Here is a 20,850-nt window from a genome sequence, read left to right on the forward strand (position 1 = left end):
ACCTTACGACTACAAGACGCCCTGCAGTTCTACCCGCGGCGCCGACAGCCGGCGTCGCACCGCGAGCTTGAGCCTGTAACGCAGGCAGCGCCAGGCTTCTGACCGCCGCTTTGGCGCGGCCGCGGCCACTGCCAGGAAGCGCGCGGCGACGTCGAGGTCGCCACGTGCGTAGTGGACGCGGGCGATCTTGAGGGCGACAAGCCCTTCCCTGGTCTTGAGCGCCGAGACCGGGATGCCGCAATCGGTGAGCGTACGCAATTCCCGGCGCCACTCCAGGAAGCGCCGCACCGGGTTGATTGCGAAGCGGTCGTCGGAACGAGCCGGCGAAACCTCATAGACCATGACGGGTTGCGGAATCATGGCCAGCGAAGCCTTGCTCATCAGCCGCGCCCAGAACAGCGTGTCCTCGTCATAGGCAAGGCCCACCGGAAACCGTGTATCGCCGATCAGTTGCCGGGACGCCAGCACGCTGCCCACGGCGACGGAGCGTATGTCGCCTTTCACATAGGCCGAAGCATTTGCCAGGCACGCAGCCTGATAGCCGTTCGGCACCTTGATCTGCCGATCCTGCCCGTTCACCCGCCGCCGGTAGGCGCCGACGATCATGCCGGCTTTCGGCTGGTTCTCCGCCTGCCGCAGCAGCGCGCGCAATCCGCCCTGAAGATGCAAATCGTCGGCGTCGATCAGATACACCCAGGGATGGAGCGCCTGCGCCAGCGCCACGTTACGGGCGCCGCCGGCGTCGCGGCATTCAGCCGGCAGCACACGCAGCGGCAAAGACAATTGCGCCGCTGCCTGCCGTGCCACATCAGCCGTGTTGTCAGTCGATGCATCGTCGACCAGCAGGATCTCGCCGATGACCTCGGCCTCACTGCCAAGCGACGCCAGCGTTGTCGCGATCGTGGCCGCCGCATTGTAAGCAGGGATGACGACGCTGACCGCTTTCAATTACAAGACCCCGCGCCCGCGCCGAAACGAACAGAGATTAGCGGCCCCTTGGATGTTTGAGAAGTCGCTTCGTCCACGCAGCGGAACGCTTCGCGCTTCTCAGCGCGCTTTCATACCTTCTCGAGCGCAACCGGAATAACGTCGACGGCCTGCTCGCCGACCTGTCCGCCAGTGGTCTTCAGCACGCCGACGATCGGCGCGACGTCGGAATAGTCGCGGCCGTAGCCGACGGTGATATGGTCGTTGCTGGCCCGCATGCCGTTGGTCGGGTCGAACTCCTGCCAGCCGGCGTCACGCCCGCACCAGACCTTGACCCAGGCATGCATGGCGTCGGCGCCTTCCAGCCGCGGCTTGCCCTTGGGCGGGATGGTGCGCAGGAAGCCGCTGACATAACCGGCCGGAATGCCGAGGCCGCGCAAGCCCGCGATCATGATGTGCGAAAAATCCTGGCAGACGCCGCGCTTCAGCCTGAAGGCATCGCTGGCGCGGGTCCGCACCGTGGTCGCCTCGCCGTCATAGGTGAAATCCCGATGGATGCGGTTGCACAGATCCATTGCCGTGCCGGCGGCCGAGGTGCCGACGCTGTCCTGCGCATAGGAAGTGATCGCCGCATCGATGCCGGAGTGAGCGCTTCCCGCCAGAAAATGGTGCGGCGAGTCAGACGCCAGCGACCGCACCGCGGCCAGTTCCTGCCGCAGCCGCCCGATATCGGGCGACACGTCGAGCCCCGGCTCCGGCCGCGACACCGAAACGCGTGCACTCATCCTGATGTCGAGCGCGTCATGCGCGTCGCGAAAGGCAATCGAAGTGACGTTGTTGCCGAAGAAATCCGAGAAATCCGACCGTTCATTGGGCGCCGGGGCAAAAGACAGGGAAGCGGCAATGACGCGCTGCACGCCCGATATCGTCGATGGCAGCACGCGGATCTGGTGGCGACCGCCGCCCGCCGCCGCTGCATAGTCGTAATGGAGATGAAGCCTGATGTCGTAAAGCATGGACTACTTTTCTTGTTTTGCCGCAGGTTCTTGCCGCAAAACCGTGAGACACTTTTGCGGAACCTGCTTAGCCGAAATAGGCTTTGGCGAGGCTGTTGTAGAGACCGCCGATTTCATAGGCGAGTTCGTCCAGCGCCTTTGCCGTCATGTCCGAAGGCTCCTTGATGGCTATGGCCGTGTTGAGCTGCAGGATCTCCTTCGCCGCCGGCGACATGTGCCCCTCGCCGCCGACCGACGGCAACAGGCCGATCTCGGCCTTCAGCCTTTCCAACTGGAACAGGATCGAGCGGGGATTGAGCGGGTCGAGCGCCAGAAGATCGATCACCGTGCGCCGGCCGGCCTGCACCGGATATTGCCGGCGATGGGTCATGACGCTGTCGCCGATCTCCAGCATCATGTCGAGCGCGCCGTCCGGCGCCTTGGGGCTGGTCAGCCGGGACAGCGTGCGGGCGATCTGGATGCCGCGTTCCAGCCGCCGGCCGATCTCAAGGAACCGCCAACCGGCGAAGCGGTACATGTTCTCATGCAGCAGGCCGGAGAAACCGGCGAGCTTGCGCAGGATCACCGTCATGGCCCGCGTCGCGTCATCGCCCGGCGCCACCGTCGTCGCGAACTGGTGGATGGTCTTCGACAGGTCCTTGAGCGCCAGCCAGCCGTCGGGGGAAAACCGGTCGCGGATCTGGCCCGCGCTATAGACGGCGCTGTCGAGCGTGCCGATCAGCCCTGACGGGATCGCCGTCTCGACGTCGATGCCGAACGGTTCGAGATAGTCCCTGACGTCGGCCAGCAACGGCATGTCTGGATCGGAGGTCTCGGCCAGCCGCACGTGATAGGCGCGCAGGATGCGCACCGTGTCTTCCGAACGCTCGATATAGCGGCCGAGCCAGGTGAGGTTTTCCGCAGCGCGGCTGGGCAGGCTGCCCGGCCTGGTGCGCGTGAAGCTGTCGCCCTCTTGCGGCAGCAGCGTCTCGCGCTCGACGGGCCTGTCGCTGACCACCCAGACGTCGGCCGCCTGGCCGCCGCGCTGCATGGCGATCGCCGTCGGATCGAGCGACAGCCCGACGCGGGCGAACCCGCCTGGCATGACCGTCCAGCCCTCGGGCGTGCGCGCCAGATAAACGCGCAGGCTCGCCGGCCGCGGCTCCAGCCAGCCGCCGACAAAGACCGGTGTCGTCGACAGCGTCACCGCTTCCTGGCCGACAAAGGCGCCGCCATCGCGTTCGATGCGCGCCACCAGCTCGGCCCGCTCCCCGGCCGACAGCGTCGAGCCGAGCGTGGTCTGGCCATCATCCTCGAAGGCGAGTCTCGTCGACAGCGCCGGGCCGACTACCATGCGGTCGATATTGGCAAGCACATGGGCGCGTTCGGTCGCCTGCCCGCACCACCATGTCGCGACGCTCGGCAAGAGCAGCTCCTCGCCACGCAATTCGCGCGCGATCTTGGGCAGGAAGGCGAGCAGCGCCCGTGTTTCCATCAGCCCTGAGCCGAGCGCATTGACGGTCGCAACCGCGCCCCGGCGGATGGCTTCCACCAGCCCCGGCGTGCCGATCTGCGAATCCGACCGCAATTCGAGCGGATCGGCGAAGGCGGCATCGAGGCGTCGCCACAACACGCTGATCGGCATCAGGCCTGAAACGGTGCGCACCATCAGCCTGCCGCCGGAGACGGTCAGGTCCTCGCCTTCGAGCAGCATGATGCCGAGATAGCGGGCGATATAGGCGTGTTCGTAGTAGGTTTCGTTGAGCGGCCCCGGCGTCAATATGGCGACGCGGCCTTCGCTTTCCCTGGCCATGCCGATCAGCGCATCGCGGAAACGGCGGAAGAAGCCGGCCAGGCGATGCACATGCATCTCGCCATAGATATCGGACAGCGCGCGCGTCGTGGCGACGCGGTTCTCCAGGGCAAAGCCGGCGCCCGACGGCGCCTGCGTACGGTCGCCCAGCACCCACCACTGGCCGTCAGGCCCACGGCCGAGCTCGAAGGCGCAGAAATGCAGGTAATGGCCGCCGGCCGGCGTGGTACCCACGACAGGCCGCAAATATTCGGGGCTGGCCGCGATCAATCCCGCCGGCAGGATGCCTTTTTCGATCAGCCGGTTGCGTCCATAGATATCGGCGATGGTTTCCTCGAACAACTCGGCGCGCTGCACGAGACCGGCGCTGATCGCGGCCCATTCGCTGTCCTCGATAAGCAGCGGCACATGAGCCAGCGGCCATTCGCGCTCATTGGCGCCGGCCTTGTCGTAGACGCGGTAATAGACGCCGGCATCGCGCAGATACTGGTCGGCACGGGCGAAACGCTGGCCGAGCTTCTCGGCACCGAGATCGTCGAGCGCCTCGATGAAATGCTTCCAGACCGGACGGGGATTGCCTGCGGCGTCGACCATCTCGTCGACGACGCCGTCGATGGGCTGGTAGTGCTCCAGCAGGCTATGGATCTGCGGCTTGCCGCGTATCCTCTTGTGATTCCCCTTTGCCATCGCTGATCAGAGTCTTGCCGGTCGCCTGAGGTCAAGGGTCATCGGGAAATCTTCCGCCGGTTGTTCCTCGCGCAGCACATAGGCCGATGGTGTATGGCCGCGCGGTTCGAAGCGGGCGAGCCGCCGCGCCTCCGCCTCGTTGCCGTTGACCGGGAAGGTGTCGTAATTGCGGCCGCCGGGATGCGCGACATGGTAGACGCAGCCGCCGATCGCCCTTCCCGACCAGCGGTCATAGATGTCGAACACCAGCGGCGTGTTGACCGGCAGCGCCGGATGCAGCCCCGAAGCCGGCTGCCAGGCTTTGAAGCGCACGCCGGCGACCGCGACCTCGCGGTTATCGGTCACCTTCATCGGCACGATACGGCCGTTGCAGACGATGGCATGGCGTTCCGGGTTGAGGCCTTCGGTCTTGACCTGCAGCCGCTCGACCGAGGAATCGACGAAGCGCACGGTGCCGCCGATCGCGCCCTGTTCGCCCATGACATGCCATGGCTCCAGCGCCTGCCGCAGCTCGAGCTTGATGCCGGCATGCTGGACCTCGCCGCAGAACGGGAACCGGAATTCGAGCTGCGCATCGAACCATTCGGGACGGAACTCGAAGCCGTTGAGCTTGAGGTCGTCGAGCACATCGAGGAAGTCAGCCCAGACATGATGCGGCAGCATGAAACGGTCGTGCAGCGAAGTGCCCCAGCGTACGAAGCGGCCGTCGAGCGGGTTTTTCCACGCACGTGCGATAATGGCGCGAACCAGAAGCTGCTGCGCGAGGCTCATGCGCGCATTGGGCGGCATCTCGAAGCCGCGGAACTCGACCAGTCCCAGCCGGCCGGTCGGGCCATCCGGCGAGAACAGCTTGTCGATGCAGATTTCCGAGCGGTGGGTATTGCCGGTGACGTCGGTCAGCAAATTGCGGAACAGCCGGTCGACCAGCCATGGCAAGGGGGCCGCGCCCTGGTTCGGATGCGGCACCTGCGCCATGGCGATTTCGAGTTCGTAAAGCGAATCGTGGCGCGCTTCGTCGAAACGCGGCGCCTGGCTGGTCGGGCCGATGAACAGGCCGGAGAACAGATAGGACAGCGACGGATGCCGCTGCCATTGCAGCACCAGGCTCTTCAACAGATCAGGCCGGCGCAGGAACGGGCTGTCATTGGGCGTCGCACCGCCGACCACGACATGGTTGCCGCCGCCTGTGCCGGTGTGGCGGCCATCGATCATGAACTTGTCGGCGCCAAGCCGCGTCAGCCGCGCCTCCTCATAGATCGCCGTGGTCGTCGCCACGCAATCCTCCCAGTTGTAAGCCGGATGGATGTTGACCTCGATGACGCCGGGGTCGGGCGCCACACGGATGACGTTGAGACGCGGATCATGCGGCGGCCCATAGCCCTCGATATGCACGGGAAGACCGATGGCACGCGCCGCGTTCTCGGCGGCAGCGACCAGTTCGAGATAATCCTCCAGCGCCTCGACTGGTGGCATGAACACACACAGCCTTCCGTCGCGCGGCTCGACGGAGAGCGCGGTGCGCACCGCGCCGCCGATCTCGGTGATCTCCTGTTCGACCCGGTCCTGCTGGCCGGTCGCGGCGGTGAACGACGCCGCCTGCTGGCGGCGCGCCATCTCGTCGGCGCCTTCCAGTTCGGCCGGCGCCGCAGCGGGCAGGATCGCCTCGCGCGCCGGCAATGGGCCGCGCGGCAGCGACGGGTCGACCGGCACGATGTAGGGGAATTGCGCCGGCGGCACATAGGGCAGTGTGCCCAAGGGCAAGCGGTAGCCGACCGGTGAATCACCGGGCACCAGGAACAGCCGGCCGCGCCGCGTCTTCCATTTCTCCGAACGCCAGCGCGGTCCCGACGCCTGGCTGTTCCAGCGCTGCACGGGCAGCACATAGCCCGACGGTTTGGTCAGCCCGCGCTCGAACACTCTTGCCATGCGGCTGCGCTCTTCCGGGTCCTCGAGCTTCGAATTGGACGGATCGACATTTTCCGGCAGCTTGCCTTCCTTGAGCAGCCATTCGGCCGGATCCTCATAGGCCTCGCTGACCATGGCCTTGTCGATGCCGAGCTCGCCGGCAATCGCAGTCAGCAGGCTTTCGGCCTGTTTCGGACCGACATCCGCCGAACTCTTCTCCCGCGCGATCAGCGACGGATCGCTCCACACCGGCTGACCGTCGGCACGCCAGTAGAGCGAGAAGGTCCAGCGCGGCAGGCTTTCGCCCGGATACCACTTGCCCTGGCCGTAGTGGAGGAAACCGCCGGGCGCGAAACGTTCGCGCAGCCTTCGGATCAGCGCATCGGCCTTTTCGCGCTTGGTCGGGCCGACGGCGGCGGTGTTCCATTCGGCGGACTCGAAATCGTCGATCGACACGAAGGTCGGCTCGCCGCCCATCGTCAGCCGCACATCGCCTTCGCCAAGTGCCGCATCGACCTTGTTGCCAAGCGCGTCGAGCGCCTGCCAGCTTTCGTCGGAGAACGGCTTGGTGATGCGCGGGTGCTCGGCGATGCGGTCGACCCGCATGTCGAAGCCGAACTCGACATTGGCAAAGCTCGCCATGCCGGAAATCGGTGCCGCGTTGCGGAAATGCGGGGTTGCGGCAAGCGGCACATGGCTTTCGCCAGTGAGCAGGCCCGAGGTCGGGTCGAAGCCGATCCAGCCGGCACCTGGAAGATAGACCTCGCACCAGGCATGCAGATCGGTGAAATCGACCGATGTGCCGGCCGGACCGTCCAGCGCGATGAGATCGGGCTTCAGCTGGATCAGGTAGCCGGAGACGAAACGCGCGGCGATGCCGAGATTGCGCAGGATCTGCACCAAGAGCCAGCTCGAATCCCGGCACGAGCCCTTGCCGGCGGCCAGCGTTTCCTCCGGCGAGAACACGCCAGTCTCCATGCGCACGATATAGGCGATCTCGCGCTGCAGGCGCGCATTGAGGTCGACGAGAAAATTGACGGTGTTTTTCGCGCTGGTGTCGATGGTTCTCAGGAAGGCCGAAAGCAGCGGCCCTGCCGGCTCAGGCGTCCGGTAGATCGCGAGATCGTCCCTGATCTCTTCCGGATATTCGAACGGGAACGTCTCGGCCGACGGCTCGACGAAGAAATCGAACGGATTGTAGACCGTCATGTCGGCGACGAGATCGACCTCGATCTTCAATTCCGTCACCGGCTCGGGGAAGACGAAGCGGGCGAGGAAGTTGCCGTAGGGATCCTGCTGCAGATTGACGAAATGGTTCGCCGGCTCGACCTTGAGCGAATGGCTCAACACCTTTGTCCGGGAATGCGGCGCCGGCTGCAGCCTGACGATCTGAGGCCCGAGAACCACCGGCCGGTCGTATTTGTAATGGGTCAGATGGTAGACGGCTGCCAGAATTGCCATGGGGCCCCGGAGATCGGCGTTTCAAACGAATTCGCCGAACCCTGACACATCTGCTGGCCATTCTCCAAGCACAGATGTTGCGGTGCACCTAATTTAAGCAGCTGAAACCAGCTTGAGGCATGACTTAGAAGAACGCCTGAATGCCTGTCTGCGCCCTTCCCAGGATCAAGGCATGCACGTCATGCGTGCCCTCATAGGTGTTGACCGTCTCCAAATTCTGCGCGTGGCGCATGACGTGGTACCCGATCTGGATGCCGTTGCCGCCATGCATGTCGCGGGCCTGGCGGGCGATGTCGAGCGCCTTGCCGCAATTGTTGCGCTTGACGATCGAGATCATTTCCGGCGCCATCTTGCCTGCATCGAGCAGCCGCCCGACGCGCAAGGATGCCTGCAATCCCAGCGCGATCTCGGTCTGCATGTCGGCGAGCTTCTTCTGGTAAAGCTGCGTGCCGGCCAGCGGCTTGCCGAACTGCTTGCGGTCGAGACCATATTGGCGGGCGCTGTGCCAGCAATCTTCCGCCGCACCCATCGAGCCCCAGGAGATGCCGTAGCGAGCCCGGTTGAGACAGCCGAACGGGCCGCCAAGGCCCTTGGCGTTCGGCAGCAGCGCGTCCTCGCCGACCTCGACGCCTTCCATCACCACTTCACCGGTGATCGACGCGCGCAGCGACAGCTTGCCGCCGATCTTCGGCGCCGACAGCCCCTTCATGCCCTTTTCCAGCACGAAGCCGCGGATCTCGTCCTTGCCGTTCTCGCCCTTCAGCTTCGCCCAGACGACGAACACGTCTGCGATCGGCGCGTTGGAAATCCACATCTTCGAGCCGCTGAGCTTGTAGCCGTTCGCCGTCTTCTCGGCGCGCGTCTTCATGCCGCCCGGGTCGGAGCCGGCATCCGGCTCGGTCAGGCCGAAACAGCCGATCCACTCACCGCTGGCAAGCTTGGGCAAGTACTTCTTGCGCTGCTCTTCCGAGCCATAGGCGTGGATCGGATACATTACCAGCGACGATTGCACCGACATCATCGAGCGGTAGCCGGAATCGACGCGTTCGACTTCCCGCGCGACCAGCCCGTAGGTCACATAATTGGCGCCGAGGCCGCCATACTCTTCCGGGATGGTAATGCCGAGCAAGCCGGCCTCGCCCATCTCGCGAAAGATGCCGGCATCCGTCTTTTCATTGAGATAGGCATCCTCGATGCGCGGCGCGAGCTTGTCGGCGGCGAAGGCCGCCGCGCCGTCGCGCACCATGCGCTCTTCTTCCGAAAGCTGGTCCTCGATCAGGAAAGGGTCTTCCCAGACGAATGCATTCTTGTCGGCGGCCATGGCTTGTCGATCCTCAAACGGGTGAAGCCCAGCTTATCGGCCCGCAGCCTTAAAAAATCAAACGAAATTGATTCACGGATCAATGAGCGTTAGGAATAGATCATGAGTGTCCAGCGCCGCCTCCTGCCCAACATCAGTGCCCTCGCCGCCTTCGAGGCGGTGGCCAGGCTTGGGTCTTTTACTGCCGCTGCTCAAGAGCTGGATCTGACCCAGGGCGCGGTCAGCCGGCAGATCAGGTTGCTCGAAGACCAGTTCGGCCGCCGCCTGTTCGAGCGCGACAGCCGCAATGTCCGGCTGTCGACGGCTGGGGAAATCTACGCCGAAGCAGTGCGTTCGGCGCTTGGCCAATTGCGCGACGCGGCCCTTGGATTGATGAGCAATCGGCATAGTGGCATCCTGAACCTTGCCATTTTGCCGACCTTCGGCACGCGCTGGCTGATGCCGATGATCCCCGATTTCGTCGAGAGCAATCCCGACATCACCATCAACTTCGTCACCCGCGTCGGCCGCTTCGACTTCGCCAGGGAAAGGCTGGATGCTGCCATCCATTACGGCCTGCCGGACTGGCCGGAGGCCGATTCGACACTGTTGGTGCGTGAAACTGTCGCGCCGGTGGCGTCGCCCGAATTCCTCGCCGGCCGCGCCATCGCCACGCCGGCCGATATTGGCCGCCTGCCGCTGTTGCATATGGCGACGCGACCCGGCGCCTGGACCGAATGGTTCGAGCATCAGGGTCTGAGCGCGCCGGCCGGACCAGGCATGCAGTTCGAACAATTCGGCACTGCCGCCCAGGCGTGCATGGCGGGGCTTGGGGTGGCGCTGCTGCCGCTGCTTCTGATCGCGGGCGAATTGCAGCGCGGCCAGTTGGTGCCGGCGCCTGGCCAGCCCATGCAAAGCCGCAGCGCCTATTACCTCGTCGTCCCGCACGACAAGCGCGACCATCCTCCCGTCGCCAGCTTTCGCGATTGGCTGCTGGAGCAGATTGAGAAGGAGCCGGCCGTTCTGGCCTGGTAGCTACTTGCGCTTCAGCGCATCCGCCAGCGCCGCACCGAAGGCCCCTTGCTGGGCCGGCCGTTCCGGCTGGCGTTGCGGCGCTGGCGAGCGCGGCGGCGGTCTGCCGCCGCCATTGTCGCGCGGCCCACCACGCGACGCACCACCCTCGCCGCCATCCTTGCGCATGGAGAGCGCGATGCGCTTGCGCTTGATGTCGACGTCGACCACCCGCACCTTGACCACATCGCCGGCCTTGACCACCTCATGCGCGTCCTTGATGAAGCGGTCGGCCAGTTGGGAGACATGCACCAGCCCGTCCTGATGGACACCGATATCGACAAAGGCGCCGAAGGCCGCGACATTGGTCACGGTGCCTTCCAGCAGCATGCCGGGTTTGAGGTCCTTGATGTCATCGACGCCGTCGGCGAAGGTCGCCGTCTTGAAGCCGGGGCGCGGGTCGCGGCCGGGCTTTTCCAGCTCCGCCAGAATGTCGCGCACCGTCGGCAGGCCGAAACGCTCGTCAACGAAGACGCGCGGATCGAGCGCCTTGAGCGCGGCACTGTCGCCCATCAGCGAGCGCACGTCGCGGCCGCAGGCGGCGACGATCTTCTTGGCCACGCCATAGGCTTCCGGATGCACCGACGAGGCATCGAGCGGCTCGCTGCCATTGGCGATGCGCAGGAAGCCGGCGGACTGTTCGAAGGCGCGCGGTCCCAGCCGCGGCACCTTCAGAAGGTCCTTGCGGCTGGCGAAGGGGCCGGTCGCATCGCGATGCGCGACGATGGCGTCGGCGAGCGATGCGCCAAGGCCCGAAACCCGCGCCAGCAGCGACGCCGAAGCGGTGTTGAGATCGACGCCCACCGCATTGACCGCGTCCTCGACCACCGCCTCCAGCGAGCGGCCGAGCCGGTACTGGTCGACATCGTGCTGGTACTGGCCGACGCCGATCGATTTGGGTTCGATCTTGACCAGTTCGGCCAGCGGATCCTGCAGGCGGCGCGCAATCGACACCGCGCCGCGCAGTGACACGTCGAGGCCGGGGAATTCGGCCGCCGCCGTCGCCGACGCCGAATAGACCGAGGCGCCTGCCTCGCTGACGATCACCTTGAGCGGCTTCGGTCCGCCGTCCGGAGGCATGTCGGAGAGCATGTCCGCCACCAGCTTCTCCGTCTCGCGGCTGCCGGTGCCGTTGCCGATCGAAATCAGCTCGACCTTGTGCAGGCGGATGAGCTTGGCGAGTTCGGCCTGCGTGCCGCGCACATCGTTCTTGGGCGGAAAGGGATAGACCGTCGTCGTCGCCACCAGCTTGCCGGTGCCGTCGACCACGGCCACCTTGACGCCGGTGCGGATGCCGGGATCGAGCCCCATCGTCGGCCGCGATCCGGCCGGCGCGGCCAGCAGCAAATCCTTCAGATTGCGGGCGAAGACATGGATCGCCTCTTCCTCGGCCCGCTCGCGCAGGTCGCGCATCAGATCGAGCGTCAGGTGCAGCGAAAGCTTGATGCGCCAGGTCCAGCCGGCGACCTCCATCAGCCAGCGGTCGCCGGGCAGGCTGGCGCCGATCGCATAGGCGTTGGCGATCATCCGTTCGACCGGTTTCACCGGCGACGCATCGTCGGCATCGACCTCGATGTCGAGCGACAGCACCTCTTCGTTGCGGCCGCGCAGCATGGCCAGCGCGCGATGGCTCGGCACGTTTGCCCAGCGCTCGACATGGTCGAAATAGTCGGAGAATTTGGCGCCGGCCTCCTGCTTGCCGTCGACCACCCGGGCGCGCATGAAGGCACGGTCCTTCATGTAGGTGCGCAGTTTACCGACCAGATCGGCATTCTCGGCGAACTGCTCCGACAGGATGTCGCGCGCGCCTTCAAGTGCAGCTTTGACGTCGGCCACCTCCTCGGTGACATAGGCCAGCGCTACCTCGGCAGGCACGAGCGAACGGTTGGCAAGGATGGCCTCGGCCAGCGGCCCCAGCCCACGCTCTCTGGCGATCTCGGCCTTGGTGCGGCGTTTCGGCTTGTAGGGGAGATAGATGTCTTCCAGTTCCGCCTTGGTGGCGGCGGCAGCGATCTTGGTTTCCAGGTCCTCGGTCAGCTTGCCCTGCTCACGGATCGAGCCGAGGATGGTGTCGCGGCGGGCGTCGAGCTCGCGCAGATAGGCGAGCCGCTCGGCAAGGTCGCGCAACTGCGTGTCATCGAGCCCGCCGGTCACCTCCTTGCGGTAGCGCGCCACGAACGGCACCGTCGCGCCCTCGTCGAGCAATTCGATCGCCGCCGCCGCCTGTTCGGGCCGCGCCTTGATCTCTGCCGCGATAATGGCTGCGATGCGCTTGATGTCGGATGCCATGTCGTTCCTGCTCTCATCAAAAGAGCGGCGACCATAGGCGCAGACGCCTGTCTCGCCAACCGCGACGTTTTCAACCGTCGCGGGCGGTCCACAGGAAAGCATGCGGCAACGAAGCCGCGCCCGACGGGTCAGACCAGTTGGGTCAGCGCTTCGAAGAACGCTACAATCTCGGCATCGAGCGGATCGTCGACCGGCACCGGCTGCGACGACATCTTGGCGATGACCACCTCCGCCTTCGGATCGACATAGAGCCATTGGCCATGAATGCCGATGCCGCAATAGGCGCCGCTCGGCTTGCCTGTCTGGTACCATTTGTTGCGATAGCGGCCATGGGGGAACAGGAAAGCCATCGTGCCACGCTGCCAGGCCTCCGCACTGCCGCCGGTGCTGACGGTATCGCGCACCCAGGCCTCCGGCACGATGCGGCGGCCATTGGCGGTACCGCCTTGCCGCATCATCTCGCCGATGCGCGCCAGGTCGCGCGGCGTCACCGAAATGCCGCCGGCGGTGCGCGCCGTGCCTTCCATGTCGACGCCGATCGAGGCCTCGCTGACAGCGCCAAGCGGCAGCCACAGCTTCTCGCGCATCAGGTCGCTGAAGCGCTGGCAGGACGCGCGCTCCAGCAGCAGGCCGAGCAGGTCGGAATTGGGCGAGCGGTAGCGAAAAGTCTGGCCGTGCGGCTCGGCAAGTCGCTGCAAGGACAGGATGAATTCGCGCAGGCTTTCCGTGCCGCCACCCGGGTTCCATAGCGTGGCGCGGCGATAGCGGGCAAAGGCGCTTTCCGGATCGAGATAGGCCTCTTCGAAATCGAGGCTGACGCTCATGTCGAGCACATGGCGCGTGCTCGCATCGCCATGGGCCGAGCCAGCGGCTTCGGGAATGTAGGTCGTCACCGGCGCTTCCGGATCGAACGCCCCCTCGCCTTCCAATATGCCGGCTATAATGGCGGTCACCGACTTGCTGATCGAGAAGATGATGTGGCGGGCGCCGAAATCCATGTGCGGCGCGAACCAGTCGCCGATCACCTTGCCGCCTTTCATCACCGTCAGCGCGTCGGTGGTGGAGCGTATGAGGAATTCGGCGACCGTCTCCGGCGCGCTGGCAACCGAAACCTTTTCGCCGAGCAAACCACCGAAATCCATCGCTTGTGCCTCGGCACCAGCCGACGCCGCGGCCACGCGTGCCGTCGGCACCAGTTCGCCAAGGTTCTGGAACGACCATCGGTTGAACGGGCTTTCGCGCCAGTTGGAAAGCAGCACCTCGTTGCGGCGGAAGCCGTGGCGAATCTCGAACGCGGTCTTGCCGGTCATGGCGTTTCCTTCAAGGTCGTTTCTTGTGGGGGGCCTAGAGCAGCGCGGCGGCGATGGCGTGCACGGCCTTCAGCGTCGCCGTGGAGTAGGCGAGATTGCTGAAATCCGGCCAGGTCGAAAGCTTCACCACGACCATTCCCGTGTTCCAGTCGATATGGATCATCTGCCCGAACACGCCCCGGCACATCAGCGCGCGCGAATTGGGATTCTCGATCCAGAACTGGTTGCGGTAGCTGCCCTGCGGCAGGCTGGCGGAGAAATCAGGGCCATGCCTGCCATTGCGTGTCGCCTCGATCCAGTCGGCCGGCACGATGCCGCCGCCATTGTCGAGGATCATTTGGCCGAAGCGGCCATAGTCGCGCAGCGTCGCGTTGAAGCCGCCATCGGCCAGCGCATAGCCGGCGCTGTCGACGGTGAAGCAGGCGCTTTCGTCGGCGCCGAGCTTTTGCCAGAGTTCCTCCGACACCAGCTGCGCCAGCCGCTTGCCCGTCACCCGCTCCATGATGAAGGCGAGCACGTCGGTCTCGATCGAGCGATATTGGAACTGGGCGCCATGCGGGCGGATCGTGTCCTTCAAGCCCAGGATCAGCTCGAACATATGCGAGGGCCAGCGGAAGTCCGGATCGCTGCCCGGCGGCACCGGCTTCCAGCCGGTGGCGACATCGACCTGGCCGATGTCGGAATAGCGGTCGGTATACTCTTCGGAAAAACGCACGCCCGTCGTCATGTCGAGCACATGCTGAACGCTGGCGCCGGCCCAGCCTGTGGCGCCGAGTTCCGGCAAATAGTCGGTCACCGGCCTGGCCGGATCGATCAGGCCTCGCCCGGCCAATATGCCGAACACCGAGCCGGTGATGGACTTGGACATCGACTGCGACAGATGCAGCGTGCGCACGTCCATGCCGTTGAAATAGCGCTCATAGGCGATCCTGCCGTGCTTGAGCACGAGGAAACCATCCGTATAGGTCTCGTCCAGCAACCCGGAGAGCGTCGAGGGCCTGCCCTCGCTGTCCTCGACCGGCAGCCCGTCGAGATCGACCTCGGCGCGTTCGAGCCGATGGCGATGGCCATTGCCGCGCCAGACTTCGGCGGTGGGCAGAATTTCCCTGATGTGCTGGAACGCCCAGCGGTTCCAAGGCGGCCGGTCCCAGTCGAGCTTCGGCAACACCATGACTGGCGGCGAGCCCTGCATGATCGGCGGCCGCGGATCGCTGTTGCGATAGGAGTCCATGAAAGGCCATTCCCGGAAAAGGAAAGACCCGGCGGTGTTTGCCGCCGGGTCTGGCATGCAGCGATTATTTCTGCAGTTCGGTCCAGATCTTGGTGTAGAGTTCCTGCGTTTCCGGCGCGCACATCTTCTGGAATTCGCCTTTCGGCTTGGCGTCGGCCGGAATGACGACTTCCGGCGCGTCCTTCATGTCGGCCGGCATGTATTTGTCCGAGCCGGTGATGGCGTTGGCGTAACGGTGGAAGGCCGAGAGGCCAGCCGCGTTTTCCGGATCCATGATGAAGTTCTGGAACAGCTTGGCGTTCTCGACGTTCTTGGCTTCCTTCAGGACGACGACATTGTCGCTCCACAGGCCAAAGCCTTCCTTCGGATAGTTGTAATGGATGGCCGCATTGGCCAGACGCTGGCGCAGCGCCGAGCCGTTCCAGTCGCTGGTTGCCTTGAAGTCGCCGGCACCCATCTTTTCGATGGTGTTGTATTCCATCGCGATCCAGTTCGGCTTGGCCGCCACCAAAAGGTCGCGCACCTTCTTCAGCACCGCCTTGTCGTCGGTGCATTGCTGGCCGCCGACATATTTGATCGCCGCAAAGATGACGTCATTCATCTCGGGAACGACGTTGACCTTGCCCTTCAGCTCGTCGGGCGTGTTGAAGACGATGCCCCACGTATCGGCCGGCCCCTTGTAGGCATCGGTGTTGACGACGACGCCGATCGTGCCCCAGGCCCACGGCACCGAATATTTGCGGCCCGGATCGAATTCGGGATTGGCCCATTCCGGCGCAACATTCTTGAAGTTCTCCATCTTGCCCGGATCGGTCTCGAGCAGGAGGCCTTCCTTGATCCAGATCGGGACGTAGGTCTGCGACGGCACGGCGATGTCGAAGCCGGTGCCGCCCTGCCGGATCTTGGCAAGCGCGGTGTCGTTGGAATCGTAGTCGGTGATGGTCACCTTGATCTTGTATTTGTCTTCGAACTTCTTGATCACGTCGGGGCTGGTGTAGTTGCCCCAATTGTAGATGTTGAGCACGCCCTCGGCGCGGGCGAGGCCCGTCGAAGCGAGCAGCGCCAACCCCATGGCGGTCGCCGTTGTCTTCCAGTTCATCGTTCTAACTCCCATTTTCAGGTTCAGTCTCGTTTCCTGCTGACGAAGAAAAACAACGTGACGATCGCGACCGAAAGCAGCAGGAAGGCGGTCGATATCGCGTTGATCTCGGGTGTGACGCCACGGCGGATCTGGCCGAGCATGTAGGTGGGCAGCGTGTCCTGGCCGCCCGATTTGACGAACTCGGTGATGACGACGTCATCGAGCGAGATGACGAAGGCCAGCATCAGGCCGGCAAGGATACCGGGCCACAAAAGCGGCAGCGTGATACGGCGGAAGGTCTTCCACGGGGTCGCGTAGAGATCGGCCGCGGCGCGCTCGAGCGTCAGGTCCATATTCTCCAGCCGCGCCCGGATCGGCAGATAGGCGAACGGAATGCAGAACGCCGTATGCGCGGCGATCAGGTAACCGAGGCCGGAATAGCCGGTGAAGATCTTGATGCGCGAGAAGAAGATCAGCAGCGCCACGCCGGTGACGATCTCGGGCACCATCAGCGGCTGGTTGATTGCCGCATATTTGAAGGTGAGTCCGGGATAGGGGGCGGTGCGCGTGGTGGCGAGTGCCGCCATCGTGGCGAAGATGGTCGACAGCACCGCCGCGATGGCACCGATCTGGAACGAGCGCAGCGTTGCGTCGATGACCTGCGTGTTCTGGTAGGCCGACTGGAACCATCTCAGCGAAAAGCCGCCCCATTCGGATGTCGAGCTCGCCGCGTTGAAGGCGTAGAGGACCAGCACGATGATCGGCAAATAGAGCACGACGAAGCAGGTCGCCGCGATCGCCGTGAAGCCCGGCTGGTGCTTGATGGAGAAGTTGCTAGCCATGACGCACCCCTGACTTGCCGGCGTTGCGCACATAGGCAAGCAACGCCAGCATGACGATGACCATCACCGTGATCGACAGCGCCGAGCCAAGCGGCCAGTTGCGTCCTTGTCCAAACTGCAATTCGATCAGGTTGGACAGCATCATGTTCTTGCCGCCGCCCAGCACGACCGGCGTCACATAGGCGCCGAGTGCCGGAATGAAGACCAGGATCGAGCCGGCAATGACGCCGGGCTTGACCAGCGGGAAAATGATCTTCCGCAGCACTTTGAAGCGTGTCGCGTAGAGATCATAGCCGGCCTCGACCAGGCGGAAATCGAGCTTCTCCATGCTGGCGTAGATCGGCAGCACCATCAGCGGCAGGTAGACATAGGCCATGCCGATCAGGATCGCGGTGTCGGTGTAGAGGATCTGGATCGGCGCCGAGATGATGCCGAGCTTGAGCAGGATCGTGTTGATGATGCCTTCGTTGCGGATGATCTGCAGCACCGCGAAAGTCCGGATCAGGAGGTTGGTCCAGAACGGGATGGTGATCAGGAACAGCCAGAGATCCCTGGTCTTCTCGCTGCGCGTCGCCATGAAATAGGCGGTCGGGAAACCGAGCGCCAAGGTCGCCAGCGTCGTCACCACCGCAAGCTTGATCGAGCGCCAGAAGATGGTGACATGCGCCGCCGCAAGCGAAAGCGTGTCGTCGAAAATGTCACGTTCCATGAACACCGACACCCAGGCGTCGGGTGAAAACTGCCATTTCACGTCGCCATAGGCGCCGGGCGTCAGGAACGAGTAGACGAGCACGATCAGCAACGGGCCGGTCGCGGCGAGCAGGATGACCAGCAGCGCCGGTGCTGACAAAAGCCAGCGGTCACGGACATCACGCCGTTCCGCTGCCTTGGCGACTTCTTCCGCGGTGGCCATCAGTCCCTCAGCACTTGCGCGGCGTCGTTGCCGATCAGGATGCCGACCTTGTCGCCGCGCTCGAAACCGCAGCCTGCGCTGCGCGTGTTCTGCTGGCGCACGGTGAAGGCCTCGCCGCTGTCGAGCTGGACATGGATATGCGTGTCGGTGCCGAAATAGACGATGTTCTCGACCGTGCCAGACAGGTCTCCCTTGTCCTTGGTCAGCTTGGCATGCTCGGGCCGCACCACCACCGTGGCGTTGTCCTTCGGCTGGAACCCTTCGGCAACGGTCGCCTCGATGGTCGTCCCGGATTTGAGCGTCGCGCGTGTCTTGCCGTTGCCGGTGCCCGATATGGCGGCGGTGAGGAAGTTGGTCTCGCCGATGAAGTCGGCGACGAAGCGCTCCGCCGGCTTGTCGTATATATCCCAGGGCGAGCCAACCTGCAGTATCTTGCCCGACGACATCACCGCGATGCGGTCCGACATGGTCAGCGCTTCTTCCTGATCATGGGTGACGAAGATGAAGGTGATGCCGGTCTCGTGCTGCAGCCGCTTCAACTCGATCTGCATCTCCTTGCGCAGCTTGTAGTCGAGTGCCGAGAGCGGTTCGTCGAGCAACAGCACTTTCGGCTGCGGCGCGAGCGCCCGGGCCAGCGCCACGCGCTGCTGCTGGCCACCGGAAATCTGGGCCGTGCGGCGGCCGGCCAGCGCTTCCATCTTGACCAGCTTGAGCATCTCGGCGATGCGCGCCTTGATCTCGCCCTTCGGCTTGCCGAGCATCTCCAGGCCGAAGCCGATATTGTCGGCAACCGTCATATGCGGGAACAGCGCGTAGGACTGGAAGACGGTGTTGACCGGCCGCTTGAAGGGCGGCAGCGGCGCGATGTCCTGACCGTAGAGCAGGATTTCACCGGCGGTTGGAAAGTCGAAGCCGGCGATCAGTCGCAGAAGGGTCGTCTTGCCGCAGCCGGACGGTCCCAGCAGCGTGAAGAACTCGTTCTCGCGAATGGATACCGACACCTTGTCGAGGGCGGCGACCTGCCCCTCACCCGATCCGAAAATTTTACTGACGTTTACTACTTCAATCGCATTCCGATCCGGTTTGTCCGGCACGATTACGCCTCACTGTTGACCCCGCTCTTGCTGGCGGAGCTGTTCCCCTGTTCGATGTGACCACACGCCCGGTAGGTTGGCAAGCCCGGCATTGAATCACAGTTCAGTCCGTCTTTAGCCAGCAAGCCTCATGCCATTGTCAGGCCTGATAGGTCACCTTGCCGCCGCAAATCGTCGTCACCGGGCGCACCTTGTGCAGATCGGCCGGCGCCGTCTTTTCCATATCGGCCGACAGCACCACCAGGTCGGCCACATAGCCTGGTTTCAGCGTGCCTTTGCGGTGTTCGGCGAATTCGGCATAGGCGCCCTCGACCGTGTAGGCGGCGAGCGATTCCTGCAGCGAAAAACTCTGGTCCGGGTCGCTGTCTGCCCATGGTTTGCGCATCACTGCCGCCTGAATGCCCAGGATCGGGTCGATCGGCGACACCGGCCAATCCGAGGCGAAGACGATATGCGCGCCGGCATTCTTCAGGGTTCGCCAGGCATAGCTCAATGGCCAGCGGGCCGGCCCGATGCGCGACACGGTCGGCTCGAGCGGGAAATCCATGGCGCCGGGCGGGTGCGGCGGCTGCATCGAGGCGATGACGCCGAGTTCGGCGAAGCGCGGCACGTCCGCCGTGGTGGTGACCTCGATGTGTTCGATGCGATGGCGACTGTCGCGCTTGCCATTGGCCTTTTGCGCCGCCTCGTAGCCGTCGAGCACCGCGCGCACTGCGCCATCACCGATCGAGTGCACCGCGATCTGCAGTCCACGCCTGTCGACGGCAACGGCGAGATCGATGAATTGCTGCGGTGTGAAAAGCGGCTCGCCCACCCAGTCGGGACGGTCGGCATACGGCTCGACCATCACAGCCGTCCAGGAATCGAGCACACCGTCATAGAACACCTTGACCATGCCCGACGACAGCCACTCGCTGTTGTAGCTCTCGGTCATGACGGATGCCTTGTCGAGCATGTCGAGCGTCATGAAATTCTTGTAGTGGAAGGGTATCTGCACACGGCAGGGCAACCCCTCCTCGGCCTCGATTTCGGCCAGCAGCTCGAGCTGGTAGAGATTGCCGTCCATGTTCTGGATGGAGGTGATGCCGTGACGCGCGCACCAGGCCAGGCCGCGCCGCATGATGTCGCGGTCGCCGGCGCGTTCGGCCGCGGATGGCATTGGATCCGGCTCGCCGCCGGTCGCCAGCCCCAGCCGCACCCGGCCCTCGCCGGCAAGATCGAGCACCGGGCCGAAGGCCTCGCCCTCGCGCAGTTCGCCGGCTGCCAGGCCATCCTCGCCCATGACGATTTCATTGCCTGGACCAAGCGCGCGACCCTGCAGGATGCCGGCCATCTCCAGCGCCTTGGTGTTGGCCCACATCGTGTGATGATCGGGCGCCGCCATGCAGAACGGGCGATCCGGCAGGATCGCATCGAGATGGTGGCGCGTCACCCGCTCGTCGCCGAGCACCGTGTAGTCGACGCCCTGCCCGACCAGCATTTTTGCGTCGGGCTTGGTCGATGCATAGTCGCGGATCGCCTTTTGCAGCGCTTCGAAGCCATGGACACCGCCAAGCTGAAGATGCGCGAGCTCAGCCCCTCCCGAGAACAGATGCATATGGGCTTCGATGAAGCCGGGCAGGACCGAACCGCCCTTGGCGTCGATCACCTGCGTGGCCGTTCCCTTGAGTTCTTCGATGGCGACCCGGCTGCCAACGGCGATGATGGCGCCATCCTTGACGGCAACGGCCTCGGCTACGGGATTGCCACCGTCCATGGTCAGCACACGACCATTGATGACGATCAGATCCGCATTGTGACCCGTACCCGTAGCAGACATCGCGACTCCGCGCTTTTGATGACCGACTGAGACCGACAGCCCTGCGCTCAACGACCTGCCACTCCACCGGAGCGGCGCCACGGAACAAAAAACGATGCCAGTCCGCTGCCTT

At 64.4% G+C, this 20,850-nt stretch carries 14 protein-coding genes; 1 reads left to right on the plus strand and 13 read right to left on the minus strand.

Annotation, left to right across the window (positions count from 1 at the left end; genetic code table 11):
• Positions 1-9: 9 nt before the first annotated feature.
• From ACLGL5_RS33880 to ACLGL5_RS33900, 5 genes are all read right to left on the minus strand, one after another.
• Positions 10-948, minus strand: a complete 939-nt coding sequence (locus tag ACLGL5_RS33880) for a glycosyltransferase family A protein (RefSeq protein WP_019860912.1) — start codon at positions 946-948, stop codon at positions 10-12.
• 110 nt (positions 949-1,058) lie between these two features.
• A complete protein-coding gene (locus ACLGL5_RS33885; protein WP_019860913.1) occupies positions 1,059-1,943 on the minus strand; it encodes a transglutaminase family protein in 885 nt (294 codons plus the stop codon).
• 67 nt (positions 1,944-2,010) lie between these two features.
• Positions 2,011-4,422 carry a circularly permuted type 2 ATP-grasp protein gene (locus ACLGL5_RS33890; RefSeq protein WP_019860914.1) on the minus strand — a complete coding sequence of 804 codons (2,412 nt, stop codon included), beginning with the start codon at positions 4,420-4,422 and terminating at the stop codon, positions 2,011-2,013.
• A 6-nt stretch (positions 4,423-4,428) separates the two neighbouring features.
• Positions 4,429-7,788, minus strand: coding sequence for a transglutaminase family protein (locus tag ACLGL5_RS33895; protein WP_069093038.1), 3,360 nt, complete (start codon positions 7,786-7,788; stop codon positions 4,429-4,431).
• A gap of 124 nt (positions 7,789-7,912) precedes the next feature.
• A complete protein-coding gene (locus ACLGL5_RS33900; RefSeq protein ID WP_069093039.1) occupies positions 7,913-9,109 on the minus strand; it encodes an acyl-CoA dehydrogenase in 1,197 nt (398 codons plus the stop codon).
• Between the two features lie 102 nt (positions 9,110-9,211).
• On the opposite strand from ACLGL5_RS33900, the gene ACLGL5_RS33905 reads away from it, so the two are divergent.
• On the plus strand, positions 9,212-10,123 hold the full coding sequence (locus ACLGL5_RS33905) for a LysR family transcriptional regulator (RefSeq protein ID WP_069093040.1): 912 nt from the start codon (positions 9,212-9,214) through the stop codon (positions 10,121-10,123).
• Here ACLGL5_RS33905 and ACLGL5_RS33910 read toward each other — a convergent pair whose 3' ends face one another.
• The 8 genes from ACLGL5_RS33910 to ACLGL5_RS33945 all read right to left on the minus strand — a co-directional run bounded on the left by ACLGL5_RS33910 (position 10,124) and on the right by ACLGL5_RS33945 (position 20,738).
• Positions 10,124-12,448: a Tex family protein gene (locus ACLGL5_RS33910; RefSeq protein WP_069093041.1), complete on the minus strand. Its 2,325-nt coding sequence runs from the start codon at positions 12,446-12,448 to the stop codon at positions 10,124-10,126. It abuts the gene before it with no gap.
• 128 nt (positions 12,449-12,576) lie between these two features.
• A complete protein-coding gene (locus tag ACLGL5_RS33915; RefSeq protein WP_069093042.1) occupies positions 12,577-13,758 on the minus strand; it encodes a serine hydrolase domain-containing protein in 1,182 nt (393 codons plus the stop codon).
• Between the two features lie 34 nt (positions 13,759-13,792).
• Positions 13,793-14,989, minus strand: a complete 1,197-nt coding sequence (locus ACLGL5_RS33920; protein ID WP_069093525.1) for a serine hydrolase domain-containing protein — start codon at positions 14,987-14,989, stop codon at positions 13,793-13,795.
• Between the two features lie 64 nt (positions 14,990-15,053).
• The gene (locus tag ACLGL5_RS33925) at positions 15,054-16,088 is read right to left on the minus strand and encodes an ABC transporter substrate-binding protein (protein WP_019860923.1); all 1,035 of its coding nucleotides are present in this window, start codon (positions 16,086-16,088) and stop codon (positions 15,054-15,056) included.
• A gap of 23 nt (positions 16,089-16,111) precedes the next feature.
• The gene (locus ACLGL5_RS33930; protein WP_019860924.1) at positions 16,112-16,912 is read right to left on the minus strand and encodes an ABC transporter permease; all 801 of its coding nucleotides are present in this window, start codon (positions 16,910-16,912) and stop codon (positions 16,112-16,114) included.
• Complete coding sequence (locus ACLGL5_RS33935; protein WP_019860925.1) at positions 16,905-17,825, minus strand: ABC transporter permease; 921 nt, start codon at positions 17,823-17,825, stop codon at positions 16,905-16,907. The genes ACLGL5_RS33930 and ACLGL5_RS33935 overlap by 8 nt, the downstream gene beginning before the upstream one ends.
• Positions 17,825-18,919, minus strand: coding sequence for an ABC transporter ATP-binding protein (locus ACLGL5_RS33940; RefSeq protein ID WP_019860926.1), 1,095 nt, complete (start codon positions 18,917-18,919; stop codon positions 17,825-17,827). The genes ACLGL5_RS33935 and ACLGL5_RS33940 overlap by 1 nt, the downstream gene beginning before the upstream one ends.
• A 139-nt stretch (positions 18,920-19,058) precedes the next feature.
• Positions 19,059-20,738, minus strand: coding sequence for an amidohydrolase (locus ACLGL5_RS33945; protein WP_069093043.1), 1,680 nt, complete (start codon positions 20,736-20,738; stop codon positions 19,059-19,061).
• Positions 20,739-20,850 lie beyond the last annotated feature (112 nt).

It is taken from the genome of Mesorhizobium sp. U510, from assembly GCF_059180695.1.

What these genes read in the sequence shown, in the direction of transcription:
- ACLGL5_RS33885 (WP_019860913.1), bottom strand. Translation starts at nt 1,943, where the DNA reads ATGCTTTACGACATCAGGCTTCATCTCCATTACGACTATGCAGCGGCG.
- ACLGL5_RS33890 (WP_019860914.1), bottom strand. Translation starts at nt 4,422, where the DNA reads ATGGCAAAGGGGAATCACAAGAGGATACGCGGCAAGCCGCAGATCCAT.
- ACLGL5_RS33895 (WP_069093038.1), bottom strand. Translation starts at nt 7,788, where the DNA reads ATGGCAATTCTGGCAGCCGTCTACCATCTGACCCATTACAAATACGAC.
- ACLGL5_RS33900 (WP_069093039.1), bottom strand. Translation starts at nt 9,109, where the DNA reads ATGGCCGCCGACAAGAATGCATTCGTCTGGGAAGACCCTTTCCTGATC.
- ACLGL5_RS33905 (WP_069093040.1), top strand. Translation starts at nt 9,212, where the DNA reads ATGAGTGTCCAGCGCCGCCTCCTGCCCAACATCAGTGCCCTCGCCGCC.
- ACLGL5_RS33910 (WP_069093041.1), bottom strand. Translation starts at nt 12,448, where the DNA reads ATGGCATCCGACATCAAGCGCATCGCAGCCATTATCGCGGCAGAGATC.
- ACLGL5_RS33915 (WP_069093042.1), bottom strand. Translation starts at nt 13,758, where the DNA reads ATGACCGGCAAGACCGCGTTCGAGATTCGCCACGGCTTCCGCCGCAAC.
- ACLGL5_RS33920 (WP_069093525.1), bottom strand. Translation starts at nt 14,989, where the DNA reads ATGGACTCCTATCGCAACAGCGATCCGCGGCCGCCGATCATGCAGGGC.
- ACLGL5_RS33925 (WP_019860923.1), bottom strand. Translation starts at nt 16,088, where the DNA reads ATGAACTGGAAGACAACGGCGACCGCCATGGGGTTGGCGCTGCTCGCT.
- ACLGL5_RS33930 (WP_019860924.1), bottom strand. Translation starts at nt 16,912, where the DNA reads ATGGCTAGCAACTTCTCCATCAAGCACCAGCCGGGCTTCACGGCGATC.
- ACLGL5_RS33935 (WP_019860925.1), bottom strand. Translation starts at nt 17,825, where the DNA reads ATGGCCACCGCGGAAGAAGTCGCCAAGGCAGCGGAACGGCGTGATGTC.
- ACLGL5_RS33945 (WP_069093043.1), bottom strand. Translation starts at nt 20,738, where the DNA reads ATGTCTGCTACGGGTACGGGTCACAATGCGGATCTGATCGTCATCAAT.